The organism is Xanthomonas floridensis, assembly GCF_001642575.1.
Taxonomy (GTDB): domain Bacteria; phylum Pseudomonadota; class Gammaproteobacteria; order Xanthomonadales; family Xanthomonadaceae; genus Xanthomonas; species Xanthomonas floridensis.
In genome coordinates this window covers 119,079-133,986 of record NZ_LXNG01000006.1, presented here as the reverse complement: position 1 = coordinate 133,986, position 14,908 = coordinate 119,079, and the positions used below count along the sequence as shown (strand labels likewise).

The window sequence follows — 14,908 nt, the reverse complement described above, 5'->3', positions numbered from 1 at the left end:
ACCTCGCGCCGTGTCTGCTTGCGCTTGCCGTTGTACTCCGCGTCGCCAAAGCTCAGCTGCATCGAGATCGTCCGCTCGGTTCGTTGATCCATTGTGGCAGTATCAGATGGAGTTGTTCAGACCTTCCTGAGTGTGCTAGGAGGTGACTAGCACCCCCTTCCTCACCGCGGTTTCCACCATCCACGTCATTACGAGTAGCGTTCTCTTTGAAATACTGACCAATCTGGTACGAGGCAACTGGCGCCAAGGTGCCAGCTAAGATTTGGCCTGTACTTCCCGATGCCGCGGAAAGGCCACCTGTTATTGAGCTGACAAGCACTCCGACTTTCTGAAGGCGCGCAGTCTCTTTGTCTGCTTCAACAGCAATCATCGCTAGCTGAACCTTTTGCTCGGGGCTCAATGATGCGCTCCGTACTGGATCCTCAAGAATAGCTTTTGCTTCTTTTCTTCTGTCTTTGGGCCTCGTCAATGGATGCGTTGATGTCATTGCGAATACTAACGCCAGTCTGCACTACGGTCCCAATGGCAGCCGCCATCGCCTGTTGCTCGCCCAGGATCTTCCGGACATCCGGCAACGTGGCTACCGCTTCATGCGCTGCAGTTGCATCAGTGTTGATGCCGAGTGCTGTAGCCGTAGTGGTCTTGCCGCCGATCTTGATGTTGCCTTCGGTCAGTGTGGCGCGGGTATAGCTCGTGTCGCTGCCGCTTTCACTCATCGGCACGCCCGGCATGAAGCTGCCCGTATTGGCCTTGCCGTAGTTGCCGTTGGCGATGTTGTTGCCGATGTCTGTGGACTGCTCACCAGCGGTCCGCTCGATCGGGTTGCCGTTGGCATCGGTTTGGTTGCCGGTACTGCCGAATCCACCGCTGATGCTGCCGGATGAGGCGCTGTAGTCCATCCGATTTTTCAGATCGGTAAACGTCAGCGAGTCGGCGGTCAGCTCGCTGTTGTTGGCGTTGGTGCTGGCGATGGCGCCGCCGATCAGGTTTACGTTGCCGGCGGTGACGTGGTACCCGCCATTGCCCGCAAACAGGCCCGACTGCTCAACGACACCGAGGTAGTTGCCATTGGCCTTGGCGCCGCTTGCGTACCCGCTGGCATCCCACGCAGTACCAGCCGAGATCTGTATGCGTCCACCAACGCTGCTTTCCTTGGATTGGATGTCCAGCTTGTCTTGCAGCGATTCGATGGTCAGGTCGCCACCGGCTTGCACATCGATGCGGTCGCCTTTGACTACCGCGCCGCGCAAGGTGGTATCACCCTCGGATTTGAGCACGATGTTCTGCCCGGCCAGCTGCGTGTTCTGCCAGGTGCTGCCATCCACGTTCGACTTGTGGCTACCGGCACTGGCTTGGACATATGCATACACGCCGGTCTGCGCGCCGACCGAGGCGCCGACGCCGACCTCGAAGCCGGCATTGCTGCCCTTGCTTTGCTCGGTGTTGCTGGAGCTGCCCGCTTCCAGCACCAGGTCGCGTGCCGAGTCCAGGCTCAGCGTGTCACCCGCCTTGAGGTTGCCCTGCACGATACGCAGGTCGCCTTCGGTGGTCTTCAGGCGCACATTGCCGCCACCGGTGATGGTGGAGCCCTGCGAGATCTGGCTGCTGCTGTTAAAGCTGCTCTCGTTGGTGGCGAAGCCCACGCCCGCTTCGACACTGAGTAAAGAACCGCTACCCGCGCCGCCGGCCATGCTGCTGATCGCACTAGCCGATTGATACGCATTCGCCGCTGCCGCCATGCCCTGCATCGCACCCAAGCGCCCATCGGACTTACGTGCATCGTCCACGTTGTTGATCAGATCGATCAGCGGGGATTTGATGCGCGCGAAGGCGCCGATCTTCAGGTCGTCGTCTTTCTGCGAGGCGGAGCTGCTCTGGTTGGCGGTCAGCAGCTGGATCGAGGCCGCGGTGATGTCCACGTCCTTGGCCGCGACCACGTTGCTGGCCGACTGCGTGTACGTGCCACCTGCGGTCAGGCTGACATTGCCGCCCAGGCTGCCGACGTTGCTGGCCACCTGCGCGACCTGGGCGTTGTCGTCGAAGTGATTCTTCTTGTTGTAGCCGGCAAAGCGCTCGGTGTCGGAGATGACCACCGTGCCGATGCCCTTGCTGGTGGACTGATTGGTATTGCCCAGGATGTCTTGGCCGCTCTGGATGGTCAGGTCGCCTGCGGCACGCATGCTGACATTGCCTTGCGCCGCAACATTGCTTGCGGTCAGGGAGATATCGCCCTGCGTGGTGGTCAGGCTGGCATTGCCGCCCACCGACAACTGGGTGCCGGTGATGGTGTCGGTCTGGCCATTGCCAGTGCCCTGCTGGTTGTAGTTGCCATACGGCAAACCTGCGGCATTGTTGAAACCCCAGCCCTTGCCGGTGCTGGCATTGCCACTGGACTGGGTGTTGTGCGCGACATCGAACACGATGTCCTTGCTGGCGAGCAACAAGGCATTGCCTTCGGCTGAACACAGGGTCAGATTGACTTATTAACTACACCTGACCCCGTTCTTACATTAAGTTTTATGTTCGGACTATGTTTGCCGCCTTCCAACGCATTTCATAATCACCAGTGCAACATTAAAATATCAATTATTCATTTTATTTAAGATTTTTTTTGCTTTATCCAGTGCGGAAATAAAAATGTCCAGATCGAACATTATTTTTTCGCCATTTATTGCGGGATAAATCTCTAATACGCACTCTTCCCGATCTTCACGCTTAGAAACTTCTCCCAGCAAATAATTGTTGCGCCATAGTTCTACAACCAAACCATCACGATCAGGGACGCTAGCTATCTCTATAGTGATATTCATTGATTAGGCTCCAATAGTCCAATAATTTTCCTACTTGAATCGATTCTGACCCCTCGCCCATCAGGTGCCCTTACATCGATAATATCCCCAAAGCGCGCATGGTGTCTTGGGGTAGCCACGCTATCTGCATTTGACAGAATTTCTTCAACCAATTTTTGTCCAGCATTATTAATTGCCGCGGGACTTCCCTTGGCAGCTGGGAAGGCACTTCCCTCGCGGCCGCCATGCTTCTGGAGTGCACGTCCAGCTACACTTAGCCCATTTCTGTCGGGCGCTTTCGCTTCTTCCAATAATTCTTCGACGTATTTTTTGTCTAATCCTTTCACCGAATGCTTAATAAGCCCATCGTCTTTTATGCTATCCGGAAGTAAATTATCCGGAACTACTTGATTAGGTTTAACTGGTTTGATTTTTTCAGGCGCCACATCAGGCAAACGAGTTACTTTCAATAGCGCAACTTCAGAAGCCAAGCTTGCGGCAGTGGCTACAAGTAGCTGAGCCCGCTCTTCCGTCGTCATTGTCAATGACTCACTGATTCCGTACTGCAAGTACAATCCGGGTAGAGGAGCTTGCGAATAATTTCTCAAAGCGCCGCCTGCGTTTAACAGGCCGTTCCAGGCACTTTTTGCCAAATCTGCAGTCACATCAATGCCGGGTCGCGCAAAGAATGCCGCAAAATCAACAGCGCTGCTACCTATGCTACGAGCCAAGTAACCCAGCTCCTGGGCAGGCGCGTATCCGGAAAAGATCGCTTGATCTTCGGTAATTCCCGTCCCTGTCCAGTAGGTGTTCTGCCTGCTCAATTGCTCAGCCTTATATTCCTCGCGGGTCCAGCCAGCGCCTGCCATGTAGTCTTGACCCATTTCCTGAGCCACCGAGCTTTGATAAGCGATCCATTCCTTTTCTCTTGCCATATCGATCGCATCTACTTCTCTTGTAATTCCGTCTTTACATGCCTGGACGTTTCCTCCGGCTTTATCGCACGCGTTGCGCAGCACATCTGCCGCATTAATTTCTTCGCGTGATAGCCAATTGTTTGCCACAGCATTATTTGCAATATTTGCACCAATAGCCGCATCAGCCAATTTGCCGCCAGCTAAGCCACCAGCGATAGCCCCAACCGCTTGCGACAGGGCCGCCAGCATCTGCTTGTCCTGTTCCGGTAGCAGGTTCGGATTGAACTTCCCCGTTACCGGGTCGATGGCACGCGGATCGTCGCCGTAGAGCGTTTGCGTCAAGTATTGCGCAGCCAGTTCGCCACTGGCCCCTGCCAGCGCACCGCCTGCCATGGAGGTTCCGTTGACTTGTGCCAGCACCGCGCCTAGCACCGCATGCGACAGCACTTGCATTGCAGCATTTGGATCGCTGCCGTGGTTTTGGTCGAACGTCCTGCCGATCAGCTGCGCGGCATACGGTGCCAATGCATTGGTGGCGACCTGGCCGCCGCCTTGGCCTGACACGCCGCCCACCACGACCGTTGTCACCGCTTGCAGTGCACGGCTGTAGTCGCCGCCGATGCCCCATTGTTGTTGAGATGTGTAGGCCGCGCTGTAGTCGGGACTGTTCTGCAGCATTTCCCGCTGTTTGTCTGCAGTGCTCAAGCCCGCGAATCGGTCTGCCTCTTCGGGACTCAAGCTTCCTTTGTACTGTGCCTCTGCCTCATTGACCTTCCTATTCGCACTGGCCGCAATGTCATCGCCAATCTGCTTGGCGGTAGTCATCACGGTCCCGGTTGCGGCGGCCAGCGCCTGCTGCTCGCCCAGGATCTTGCGCACGTCCGGCAGCGCCGCTACCGCTTCGTGGGCGGCGCTGGCATCGGTGTTGATACCCAGAGCCGCTGCCGTGGTGGTCTTGCCGCCGATCTTGATGGTGCCTTCGGTCAACGTGGCGCGGGTGTAGCTGGTGTCGCTGCCGCTCTGCATGACCGGAATGCCGGGATTGAAGCTGCTGTAGTTCGCCTCGCCGTAGTTACCGTTGACGATGTTGTGGCCGATGTTCCTGAACTGATCGCCCGCGCTCGGCTGGGTGGGATTGCCGTCGGCATCGGTCGCGCCTTCGCCCGTACTGCCGATACCACCGCTGATCGCAGCCGACACGGTGCTGTAGTCCATCCGATTCTTCAGATCAGTGAACGTCAACGCATCGGCCGTCAACTCGCTGTTGCTGGCGTTGGTGCTCGTGATCGCGCCACCGATCAGGTTCACGTTGCCGGCGGTGACGTGGTATCCACCATTGCCTGCGAACAGGCCCGACTGTTCGACCACCCCCAGATAGTTGCCATTGGCTTTGGCGCCGCTTGCGTACCCGCTGGCATCCCAGGCGGTGCCGAACGACACCTGCACGCGACCACCAACGCTGCTTTCCTTGGATTGAATCTGAGAGACGTCTTGCAGCGACTCGATCGTCAAATCTCCGCCGACATTCGCGTCGATCCGATCCGCCGTAACCACGGCACCGCGCAGCGTCGTGTCGCCCTTGGAGGTCAGCACGACGTTCTTGCCCGCTAACTGGGTGTTTTCCCAGGTCGTGCTTTGCGCGTTCGAGTTGTGGCTACCGGCGCTGGCCTGCACATAGGCGGACACACCGGTTTGCGCACCGATCTGCGCACCGACCCCGACTTCGAAGCCGGCATTGCTGCCCTTGCTTTGCTCGGAGCCAACGGATTGGCCGGCTTCCAACACCAGGTCCCGCGCCGAATCCAGGCTCAGCGTGTCGCCGGCTTTGAGGTTGCCCTGCACGATATGCAGGTCGCCTTCGGTGGTTTTCAGGCTGACGTTGCCGCCACCGGTGATGGTCGAGCCAAGCGATGTCTGACTATTGCTATTGAAGCTGCTTTCGCTGGTGGCAAAGCCGACACCGGCCTCGATGCTCAGGATCGTGCCGCTCTTGGCGGCCTTGACGCTTTGATAGGCGTTGGCCGCAGCGGCCATGTTCTGCATGGTACTGAGCCGCCCATCGGACTTACGCGCATCGTCCACATTGTTGATCAGATCGATCAGCGGAGACTTGATACGTGCGAACGCGCCGATCTTCAGGTCGTCGTCCTGCTGCGAGGCCGAGCTGCTCTGGTTGGCGGTCAGCAGCTGGATCGAGGCCGCGGTGATGTCCACGTCCTTGGCCGCGACCACGTTGCTGGCCGACTGCGTGTACGTGCCACCTGCGGTCAGGCTGACATTGCCGCCCAGGCTGCCGACGTTGCTGGCCACCTGCGCGACCTGGGCGTTGTCGTCGGTATGGTTCTTCTTGTTGTAGCCGGCAAAACGCTCGGTGTCGGAGATGACCACCGTGCCGATGCCCTTGCTGGTGGACTGGTTGGCATTGCCGAGCAGGTCCTGCCCGCTCTGGATGGTCAGGTCGCCGGCCGCGCGCATGCTGACATTGCCTTGGGCCGCGATGTTGCTCGCACTCAGTGCGATGTCGCCCTGCGTGGTGGTCAGGCTGGCGTTGCCGCCGACCGACAACTGGGTGCCGGTGATGGTGTCGGTCTGCCCGCTGCCGGTGCCTTGCTGGTTGTAGTTGCCATACGGCAAACCTGCCGCATTGTTGAAACCCCAGCCCTTGCCGGTGCTGGCATTGCCACTGGACTGGGTGTTGTGCGCGACATCGAACACGATGTCCTTGCTGGCGAGCAGCAACGCATTGCCCTCCGCGGACATTTGCGTGCCCTGGCTGGTGATCGAGCCATCGCTGGCCAGCAAGGTGAGGTTGCCACCAGAGGCCAATTGGCTGACGCGTGCGTTGCTGGTGCTTTCGTTCTGCGAGGCGTTGGAGCGGTGGCTGCTGGCCTGGATCACCACCGGGGTGATCGCGGCCATGGTGCCGGCGGCTGCGCCCTCGGCGTCGCGGCTGATCTTGCTCATGGTCGAGCCGGTGTCGACCATGTTCTTGGTGGTCGAATCGCGTGCGCTGCGGTACGACGCACCCGGGTCGTACGTCACCCCCACCGAGAACCCGCTGGACTTGCTCGACTGGCTGGCCTGGTGATCGACCGTGTCCTGGCGTGCCAGCAGGGCGATGTCCTTGGCCGCCAGCGTCAGATCCTTGCCGGCACCGATGTCGGAGGCGGCGATGGTGAGTTGGTTGCCCGCGCTGATGACGAGATTGCCATCGGTCGAGCCAACGGAGGAGGCAACCTGGGTGACCGAGCGTGTGGACTCCTGGCTGTCACTGCTGGACTTCGAGTAGCCGACGCTGGCCACGCCACCACCAGAGCTGCCGGTCAGGCCGGACTTCTTCTGGCGAACGCTGTGCGCTTCGCTGCTGGTGTCCTGCGCCGACTCGATGGTGACATTGTTGCCTGCCGCCAGACGCACGTTGTCCTGCCCAAGCACCGTCGAACCCACCACGGCCAGGTCGTTGCCGGCCACCATGTTGACGGACTTGCCGCTGAGCGATGAGCCCACCGCAAGACTGTCGTGCCACTCGTCGTGGGTGGTGGTTTTTTCGTTGGAGAAGGTGCTCTTCTTGCGCGTTTCCTTATCCACCACGGCATCATGCTGCTCCTGCGTAGCCAGCAACTTGATGTCGTTGCCGGCCGCCAGGGCAATACCGCCGCTCTGGCTGGCCGCTGCGGTGGAGGCCAGGGTGAGATCGCGGCCGGCCTGCATCACGATGTCGCCGCCGGCGCCGAGCTGGGTGCCGCGCACGCTTTCGTCGTAGCTCGCGGTGGCCAGCGAGTTGCTCTTGGTGACCGTGCTGCGGTCGTGCGAGCTGCTGTCCACTGCAACCTGGCTGTTGATGTCGCGCCCGGCCTGCAGGGCCAGGGTCTTGCCCGCGCCGACCTGCGCGGCGGTCAGAGTGAGGTCGTTGCCGGCTGCCAGCACCACGCTGCCCGCGCCCTGCACGGTGGTGCCGAGGTGGGTGGTCTCGCTGCTGCGCTGGAAGTTGCGGTCGTTGGCGGTGGTGTCGGTCGTGTGCGAGAGCGTTTGCGTACTGAGGTTGAGGTTGTTGCCTGCCACCAGCTGGGTGACGCCGTCGGTGCCGGCGTTGCGAATCTGCGCGGCCTGCAGGTTGACGTCCCCGCCAGCCACCACCGACAACACGCCGTTGCCGTTGGTGCCGGTGACATACAGGCCGGCCACACGTTCGAGCTGGGTGGTGCTGTACTGGTGGTAGCCGCCGCCGCTGAGTGTTTCCACGGTGGAGGCAACGGTGATGTCGCCGACTGCCTGCACGCTCAGCGCATCCACTGCACTGACGCTGGCGCCTTCGATACGGATGTCGCTGGCCGAGCGCAGCCCCACCTGGTTGCCGCTGATGCTGCCGCCCAGGTGCTCGATGCGGCCGGCGTCGATGGACACCAGCTGGCGGCCGGCAATGGTGCCGGTGTTCTTCAGGCCACCGGCCAGGGTGGTATCGACGTTGGCACCGGCTAAGTTTACGGAATATTGGCAACTTTAATTTTCAATTAAAAATATTGAAATTTTATATGCCAACGTTATGCATGGTTAATTTTATTGTCGCAACCCAAGCTAATCCCGTTAGCGGGATGAGAAACATGAAAAGCAAAAAAAGCATCCAGCGAGGCACGCTTAATTCAAGCCTCAGTCGTAAGATGCAAAAGAAATATGTAAAGAAAATAATAATTTCCATAGCGCCCCACCTTAATTTCCAGATGATCTAAGTTAGATGGAAAGATATCAGAAACATGATGTAGGACATAGCCAAAAACCAAAGAGATGCGGATAGCTCTAGCTTAGAAATTTCGCTGCGTTTCAAAACCCTAAAAAGTATTGAAAGCATCAAAGTGCAACAGCCCGCGACCGCCAAAGCAGTAGAAAAAATAAAAACAGCCCATCTATCTTCACCCTTGAAAAGCAACCCGAACGCTAAAAAAGGAAACCCTACGGATATGGGGGTCGCGGCAATAAACAAAAGAATTATGTTTACAAAAGAAACCTCGTTTAAACGCGCCTTTAGCATCACCTTCCACCATTCCCAATTAACAAAGGCCTCGTTTTCTTGGGCTCGAGTATTGGATTAATGTCTGGCCTCACATATGGAGCATAGACCTCATTGTTAAACCTGTAAAGCTCTTTTATCTTCGGATTAACCACACTGCCCACGGGCAAGGCATCACAAGAGACAAGAGCACCGCATTCGCCCACGGTGTCTACCAAAGATCGCGAGTTGACCTGATATCCGTCATTTAGCCAGGTCCTCAGTGCCGCCAATTGGTTGTCTGGGCTTTTCAAGGACGAAATTTCTTTAGCCAAAAGCGGAACATAATTTTCGCTTATTCTTGGACTTCCGGAGGCTCCCGAAGCGGCTTTATATATTGCGGCTACATACTTTGAGTATCCTGACGGGTTTTCGTCAGGATTATCCGGCGAGGTGCCTTTACTAGCATGCCCAAAACCGCCGATGAAGTGCCTACCACTAGCATCCACATGCGCAAAAGAGTCCCCGAACGCATGCAAAACTTGTTGAACATGAGGGTCTGACAGGATCTTAGCCTTGGCATCAGGATTTCCTTCGTTTGATTTTATCAGCATAAATATTTTCGCTACTTCACCTGTCAGCTTCTCCTGAATTTCTATTACTTCTTTTGGATCCTCATTTCCATCTAAAAGATGGGAGTCGTGCTGTGGACCGAAGCCTAAGATCCCTTTAACAAAACTAACTAAACCCATCGCATTTCTGCTGTCTGTATCTGGGGCCCATGCCGCTAGGCCGACCCCCTTAGCGTCGGTTTCTGAAAATCCCGCAAGGTAAAGTACAGTAGACATAGTTGAGTAATGCCCAATCTTACCCCAATTATTTTCAACGGAATTTTTTGCAATCGAACTGCTATTTATAGCACCCTCCAGACCATCCTCAAATGATCCGAGAACTGCTCCTCCCAAGCCGATAACTGCACTGATGGTGGACTTTTCTTCGGAATTCAGATCCTGGCTCTTCTTCCCGTAAAGGAATTGGGCCAAGGCCGGAGCTGCAGCTTCCGCACCGGCGGCAGTTATCGCTCCAATCAGCTCACTCCCTCCGCCAGCAGAAGCTATAGCTGCACCGAGCACTGAGTGTGCTAGGAGGTGACTAGCACCCCCTTCCTCACCGCGGTTTCCACCGTCCACGTCATTACGAGTAGCGTTCTCTTTGAAATACTGACCAATCTGGTACGAGGCAACTGGCGCCAAGGTGCCAGCTAAGATCTGGCCTGTACTTCCCGATGCCGCGGAAAGGCCACCTGTTATTGAGCTGACAAGCACTCCGACTTTCTGAAGGCGCGCAGTCTCTTTGTCTGCTTCAACAGCAATCATCGCTAGCTGAACCTTTTGCTCGGGGCTCAATGATGCGCTCCGTACTGGATCCTCAAGAATAGCTTTTGCTTCTTTCTTCTGTCTTTGGGCCTCGTCAATGGATGCGTTGATGTCATTGCGAATACTAACGCCAGTCTGCACCACGGTCCCAATGGCAGCCGCCATCGCCTGTTGCTCGCCCAGGATCTTCCGGACATCCGGCAACGTGGCTACCGCTTCATGCGCTGCAGTTGCATCAGTGTTGATGCCGAGTGCTGTAGCTGTAGTGGTCTTGCCGCCGATCTTGATGTTGCCCTCGGTCAAGGTGGCGCGGGTATAGCTCGTGTCGCTGCCGCTTTCGCTCATCGGCACGCCCGGCGTGAAGCTGCCGGTATTGGCTTTGCCGTAGTTGCCGTTGGCGATGTTGTTGCCGATGTCGCGGGACTGTTCGCCAGTGCTCTGCTGGACCGGGTTGCCGCTGTCGTCGGTTTTCTGGGTGCCGGTACTGCCAAAGCCACCGCTGATGCTGCCGGACGATGCGCTGTAGTCCATCCGGTTTTTCAGATCGGTAAACGTCAGCGAGTCGGCCGTCAGCTCGCTGGCAGCTGCATTCGTGCTGGCAATGGCACCGCCGATCAGGTTTACGTTGCCGGCAGTAACGTGGTAACCGCCATTGCCCGCAAACAGGCCCGACTGCTCGACAACGCCTAAATGGTTGCCATCGGCCTTCGCAGCACTGGCATTGCCACTAACGTTCCAGGCGGTACCGGCAGAGATCTGCACACGTCCACCAACGCTGCTTTCCTTGGACTGGATATCAAGTTTGTCCTGCAGCGATTCGATGGTGAGGTCACCCACGGCCTCCACGTCGATCCGATCACCCTTGACCACTGCACCACGCAAGGTGGTGTCGCCCTCCGACTTGAGCACGATGTTCTGGCCGGCCAGTTGCGTGTTCTGCCAGGTGCTGCCATCCACGTTCGACTTGTGGCTACCGGCACTGGCTTGGACATATGCATACACGCCGGTCTGCGCGCCGACCGATGCGCCGACGCCGACCTCAAAGCCGGCGTTGCTGCCCTTGCTCTGCTCGGTGTTGCTGGAGTTGCCCGCTTCCAACACCAGATCGCGTGCCGAATCCAGGCTCAGCGTGTCGCCGGCCTTGAGGTTGCCCTGCACGATGTGCAGGTCGCCTTCGGTGGTCTTCAGGCGCACATTGCCACCACCGGTGATGGTGGAGCCCTGCGAGATCTGGCTGCTGCTGTTGAAACTGCTCTCGTTGGTGGCGAAGCCCACGCCGGCTTCCACGCTGAGCAATGAACCGCTCTGAACCGCTTTCGCTGTCTCGTACGCATTCGCCGCTGCCGCCATGCCCTGCATCGCACCCAAGCGTCCATCGGACTTGCGCGCATCGTCCACGTTGTTGATCAGATCGATCAGCGGGGATTTGATACGCGCGAAGGCGCCAATTTTGAGGTCGTCGTCCTGCTGTGAGGCGGAGCTGCTTGTATTGGCGGTCAGCAGCTGGATCGAGGCCGCGGTGATGTCCACGTCCTTGGCCGCGACCACGTTGCTGGCCGACTGCGTGTACGTGCCACCTGCGGTCAGGCTGACATTGCCGCCCAGGCTGCCGACGTTGCTGGCCACCTGCGCGACCTGGGCGTTGTCGTCGAAGTGATTCTTCTTGTTGTAGCCGGCAAAGCGCTCGGTGTCGGAGATGACCACCGTGCCGATGCCCTTGCTGGTGGACTGATTGGTATTGCCCAGGATGTCCTGGCCACTTTGGATGGTCAGGTCGCCTGCGGCACGCATGCTGACATTGCCTTGCGCCGCAACATTGCTTGCGGTCAGGGAGATATCGCCCTGCGTGGTGGTCAGGCTGGCATTGCCGCCCACCGACAACTGGGTGCCGGTGATGGTGTCGGTCTGGCCATTGCCAGTGCCCTGCTGGTTGTAGTTGCCGTACGGCAAGCCTGCCGCATTGTTGAAACCCCAGCCCTTGCCATTACTAGCGTTACCACTGGACTGGGTGTTGTGCGCGACATCGAACACGATGTCCTTGCTGGCGAGCAGCAACGCATTGCCCTCCGCGGACATTTGCGTGCCCTGGCTGGTGATCGAGCCATCGCTGGCCAGCAACGTGAGGTTGCCACCGGCGGCCAGTTGGCTGACGCGTGCGTTGCTGGTGCTTTCGTTTTGCGAGGCGTTGGAGCGATGACTGCTGGCCTGGATCACCACCGGGGTGATCGCGGCCATGGTGCCGGCGGCTGCGCCTTCGGCATCGCGGCTCATCTTGCTCATGGTCGAGCCGGTGTCGACCATGTTCTTGGTGGTGGAATCGCGTGCGCTGCGGTACGACGCACCCGGGTCGTACGTCACCCCCACCGAGAACCCGCTGGACTTGCTCGACTGGCTGGCCTGGTGATCGACCGTGTCCTGGCGTGCCAGCAAGGCGATGTCCTTGGCTGCCAGCGTCAGGTCCTTGCCGGCACCGATGTCCGAGGCGGCAATGGTCAGTTGGTTGCCCGCGCTGATGACAAGATTGCCATCGGTTGAGCCAACGGATGAGGCAACCTGGGTGACCGAGCGTGTGGACTGCTGGCTGTCGCTGCTGGACTTCGAATAGCCGACGCTTGCCACGCCACCACCAGAACTGCCGGTCAAACCGGAGTTCTTCTGGCGAACGCTGTGCGCTTCGCTGCTGGTGTCCTGCGCCGACTCGATGGTGACATTGTTGCCTGCCGCCAGACGCACGTTGTCCTGCGCGAGCACTGTCGAACCCACCATGGCAAGGTCGTTGCCGGCGACCATGTTGACGGACGTGCCGCTGAGCGATGAGCCCACCGCAAGACTGTCGTGCCACTCGTCGTGGGTGGTGGTTTTTTCGTTGGAGAAGGTGCTCTTCTTGCGCGTTTCCTTATCCACCACGGCATCATGCTGCTCCTGCGTAGCCAGCAACTTGATGTCGTTGCCGGCGGCCAGGGCAATACCGCCGCTCTGGCTGGCCGCTGCGGTGGAGGCCAGGGTGAGGTCGCGGCCGGCCTGCATCACGATGTCGTTGCCGGCGCCGAGCTGGGTGCCGCGCACGCTTTCGTCGTAGCTCGCGGTGGCCAGCGAGTTGCTCTTGGTGACCGTGCTGCGATCGCGCGAGCTGCTGTCCACGGCCGCGACGCTGTTGATGTCGCGCCCGGCCTGCAGAGCCAGGATCTTGCCGGCGCCGACCTGCGCGGCGGTCAGAGTGAGATCGTTGCCTGCCGCCAGCACCACGCTGCCCGCGCCCTGCACGGTGGTGCCGAGGTGGGTGGTCTCGCTGCTGCGCTGGAAGTTACGGCCGTTGGCGGTGGTGTCGGTGGTGTTGGAGAGCGTCTGCGTGGTGAGGTTGAGGTTGTTGCCTGCTACCAGTTGGGTGACGCCGTCGGTGCCGGCGTTGCGAATCTGCGCGGCCTGCAGGTTGACGTCCCCGCCAGCCACCACCGACAACACGCCGTTGCCGTTGGTGCCGGTGACATACAGGCCGGCCACGCGCTCGAGCTGGGTGGTGCTGTACTGGTGGTAGCCGCCGCCGCTGAGTGTTTCCACGGTGGAGGCAACGGTGATGTCGCCGACGGCCTGCACGCTCAGCGCGTCGACGGCGGTGACGCTAGCGCCTGCGATGCGGATGTCGCTGGCCGAGCGCAGCCCCACCTGGTTGCCGCTGATGCTGCCGCCCAGGTGTTCGATGCGGCCGGCGTCGATGGACACCAGCTGGCGGCCGGCGATGGTGCCGGTGTTCTTCAGGCCACCGGCCAGGGTGACATCGACATTGGCGCCGGCCAACAGTGCGCCGCCAGCGTCAAGATCGCCGGGACGCAGACGCAGATAGACCTGCGGCACCAGCGCGGTGGTGGTGGTGCCATCGGGCAGGGTGACGGTCTGCTCCACCAGCCAGACGATGTCGCTGGTGAGCTGGGCCATTTGCGCGTCGGTCAGCGCCACGCCCGGACGTAGATTCCAGGCCTTGCCGATGGTGGCGCCGGCATCCAACAGCGCCTGGTACTGCGCTTCGTCGCTCTTGTAGCCCTCGAGAAAACGCCGGCCGGTGAGCTGGCCGATCTGTTCGCGCACCAGTTTTTGCTCGTAAAAGCCATCGCCCAGGCGCTTTTGCAGCGTGTCGGCGGAATAGCCCATTTGTTTGAGAATACAGGTGGCACAGCTTGCTTGACGAGCCCCTTGTCACGAAGAAAAGTAGTTTCCGAACTCATCAATCCAGATCACTCAAGGGACCTCGTAGAAATACATATTTAGCTCTTCATCATTATCGTCAACGGCATCTTTTGGCCATCTTTCTTTGAGATATTTTATTATGTTATCGGTGCTTTCATTCCAATGTGCTTCAGTGTTCTCAATTGAAAGCTCAGGACTGGGGTTCATTGGATAAACGTAGCAGTCAGCTCCTGGAGCGATGAACTTTATTTTTCCCTGCTCGAGGAGTTTTTCTATAGCCGCGAAGAATATCTCTTTGCGCTTATAAAAATTAAGTTCAGGGTATTGTCCTTCAATAGATCTAAAAAGTTCAGAAAGAGACAAGCCAAAAGAGTCTCGTGCCATTCCGTTTATTTTTTATTTCCATCATCTTTTGTTCGTTGACGCACCCGGGTAGTAAGTCACGCCCACCGAGAACCCGCTCGACTTGCTCGACTGGTGATCGACCGTGTCCTGTCGCGCCAGCAGGGCGATGTCCTTGGCGGCCAGGGTCAGGTCCTTGCCGGCACCGATGTCGGAGGCGGCAATGGTCAGCTGGTTGCCCGCGCTGATGACGAGATTGCCATCGGTCGAGCCAATAGACTGCGCCATCTGAATTGGCAAGGGTTTTAAATCCTAAAG

4 protein-coding genes and 2 pseudogenes are annotated in these 14,908 nt (G+C 58.5%); all 6 read right to left on the bottom strand.

Annotation, left to right across the window (positions count from 1 at the left end; translation table 11 throughout):
• Nucleotides 1-422 precede the first annotated feature (422 nt).
• The 6 genes and pseudogenes from A7D17_RS04530 to A7D17_RS04515 all read right to left on the bottom strand — a co-directional run bounded on the left by A7D17_RS04530 (nucleotide 423) and on the right by A7D17_RS04515 (nucleotide 14,890).
• Nucleotides 423-2,444, bottom strand: coding sequence for a hemagglutinin repeat-containing protein (locus A7D17_RS04530; RefSeq protein WP_338063129.1), 2,022 nt, complete (start codon nucleotides 2,442-2,444; stop codon nucleotides 423-425).
• 138 nt (nucleotides 2,445-2,582) lie between these two features.
• Complete coding sequence (locus tag A7D17_RS23930) at nucleotides 2,583-2,810, bottom strand: hypothetical protein (RefSeq protein ID WP_153041894.1); 228 nt, start codon at nucleotides 2,808-2,810, stop codon at nucleotides 2,583-2,585.
• 1,018 nt (nucleotides 2,811-3,828) lie between these two features.
• Nucleotides 3,829-8,185: pseudogene (locus A7D17_RS04525) on the bottom strand (hemagglutinin repeat-containing protein); the annotation flags it as partial.
• Nucleotides 8,186-10,168: 1,983 nt separating this feature from the next.
• A pseudogene (locus tag A7D17_RS04520) lies at nucleotides 10,169-14,224 on the bottom strand (hemagglutinin repeat-containing protein); the annotation flags it as partial.
• A gap of 75 nt (nucleotides 14,225-14,299) precedes the next feature.
• Nucleotides 14,300-14,632, bottom strand: coding sequence for a hypothetical protein (locus tag A7D17_RS23925; protein ID WP_153041893.1), 333 nt, complete (start codon nucleotides 14,630-14,632; stop codon nucleotides 14,300-14,302).
• Nucleotides 14,633-14,653: 21 nt separating this feature from the next.
• Nucleotides 14,654-14,890 (bottom strand): hemagglutinin repeat-containing protein, encoded by a 237-nt coding sequence (locus A7D17_RS04515; protein WP_161946525.1) that lies wholly within the window; start codon nucleotides 14,888-14,890, stop codon nucleotides 14,654-14,656.
• Nucleotides 14,891-14,908: the final 18 nt, after the last annotated feature.